The sequence below is a fragment of the Pararcticibacter amylolyticus genome (assembly GCF_003130405.1).
Lineage (GTDB): Bacteria > Bacteroidota > Bacteroidia > Sphingobacteriales > Sphingobacteriaceae > Arcticibacter > Arcticibacter amylolyticus.
In genome coordinates, this window is sequence record NZ_QEAS01000032.1 from 23,164 (window position 1) to 25,488 (window position 2,325).

The 2,325-nt window shown below is 44.0% G+C and carries 2 protein-coding genes; both read right to left on the reverse strand.

What is annotated here, in order from left to right; all coding sequences use genetic code 11:
* Positions 1-843, reverse strand: an 843-nt coding sequence (locus DDR33_RS23700) for a glycoside hydrolase family 43 protein (RefSeq protein WP_238387931.1), incomplete at its 3' end; no start/stop codon positions are given.
* Positions 844-921: 78 nt separating this feature from the next.
* Positions 922-2,325 (reverse strand): glycoside hydrolase family 140 protein (locus DDR33_RS23705; protein ID WP_317047471.1); only part of this gene is annotated, 1,404 nt, incomplete at its 5' end.

The following is a 2,325-nucleotide window of genomic DNA, read 5'->3' on the forward strand; positions in this document are numbered from 1 at the left end:
CCCCGCTTCCCTCTTCAACGCTTCCAGAACTTTCTTTGGTACTTTAAAGATTGTACCGTGTTTGTGACCTTCGGGAACAGTTATTTCTTTGGAAGCATCTTCGAAGGTTTTAAAATCATATGTTTTAGCAGCACCGTACTTTTTTGTACCGTAAGAGTCATAATATATTAACCATTCCTTCCCGGGTTTTACAACAGCAGGCCCCTCTGTAAGCTTATCGGTGAAAGGCTCCGATATGTTTGTATATGGCCCGAGGGGCGTATTACTGAAAGCTACTTTAATGTTTCTGTTCGGACGGGTATTGTCTTTTAACACCAGTACATACTTTCCTTTAGCCTGTTTTAAAATGACACAATCAATCACACTGAAGCCCGGATCCAGGAACAGCCTGGTTTCGCTGAAAGTCTTGAAATCCTTCGTTGTGGTGTAGTACATCCTGTGGTTATTGTTTTCATCCTCCTGACCTTTAGGAAACCGGAAAGGAATAGCAGACGCCCAGATAATGATAAACTGTTTCTCCTCATCGTCATAAAACAGTTCGGGAGCCCAGACATTGACAGTCTCCGGCTCTTTCGCCATTACGTCTATGGACTTTTCATTCGTCCAGTGTATCAGATCTTTTGAACTGGCATAGCCGAATCCTTTGGTACCCTTCCATCCGGTCGTCCATACGAGATGATAAGTGCCATCCGGCCCTTTTGCGACGGAAGGGTCCCTGATGATTTTCTGGTCACCTATAACCGGTTTCAAAAACACATGGTCCAGGTCATTCCACTTATAGCCGTCGTAGCTGTAAAGAAACCGCAACCCTTCATCCGCCGGTTCATGAAACGACGAAAACATATAGACCTCTTTTGAACAGGAGGAAACTATGAAAAGTAATATGAGAAAACAGATGTTACGCATGTAAAAGAGTTTTTTTTAAATTGCGTCGAGCACCAGCACCCAGTCATTTCCATCTTTAGGTTCGCCCGGAGGATCAAAATCGAGAGTTCCTTTATTATCAAACTCGCCTATTTCGGTTGATTTACCATTCCGCGGGTTATACCAGGAAGCTTTTACCTTATCACCTTCAATCTTGCCCATGTTAATCTTAATGTTCCTTCCGGTATAGGTATACACAAAAGCATACTGTTTGCCGCGTGTGGCAATGAGGTAATTGTATTTCTCACCCTGATCGGCAATCATAAACTGATCTGCCACCCTTTCGGCAAGAGGACGGGAAAGCATAAGCGCTTTCACATAGATCATTTGTTTTGCACCAGGATCATTGACTGCATCATACCAGTTCTCATGAGAGCCGTATGCACTGGTTTTGTCCTTCGGATTATGCATCTGCATCACGGCGTTATGACCGTAAGTATATCCGAAACCGCCGGCAAATACAGACCAGTAGGCATATCTGCGAACGTCATTGGCAGTCCACCTTGGCTGTAACGTATCATGCAGCCCTTGCGGGATTCCTTCATAAGAAGGTTCTCCGTCAATTGACGGTTTTGCAGGTTTCAGGGCAAAATCTTCTTCTATAAATTTCCAGTTGTCCTCACCATAGTGCCTTTTTTCCTTTGCAGAGGTATCCTGGTCATAACGGCGGTGCCCTGATTGAAACATATTAAAATCAAGCCATTCTTCATTATGAAACCATTCAGATGAGGTAGTACGACCTCTTGGGTGGAAAGTGATCAGGTGATTCGGATCATTCTTCCTGATCACAGAACCGATAGTTTTCCATACTTCAATAGAGTCGCTCCCTTTAATATCCCCTCCGTTAAGCCAGATGATATTAGACCTGTCTTTGTATCTGTCAGCCAGGAATTTCGCATATACTGCCGCCTGCTTCTGAGTCACCATGCCTTCCTTAACATTCGTTCCCCAAACAGGCACCAGGGCCATGTACAAGCCCTTTTCTGCTGCTTTATCTACAATATAATCTACATGATCCCAGAAATCATACTGAACGGAATCCTTCGGATCTTTTCCTTCTGTTATCCTGGGCTTAGCAACATCCTTATTTACAAGAGCCGAATCTCCATAAAAATTCGCAGCAGATACTGAATGTAACACCATAGCCTGGATGACATTAAATCCTTTCTGACTCCGGTCTTCAAGGTATTTATCTGCCTCCTCCCTGTTAAGCTTACCGAACAGAAGCCACCCTGTATCGCCAAGCCAGAAGAATGGCTCTCCGCTTTCCGTTACCAAAAATCTGCCGTTTTCCGACACCTTCAACTTTCCTGTTTTCTGTTCAACCTTCTGATTTGTGCTGCATCCTGCAAGCAACAAACCAAGAAGAACTACTGCATATGATATTCGTACCATGTCTTT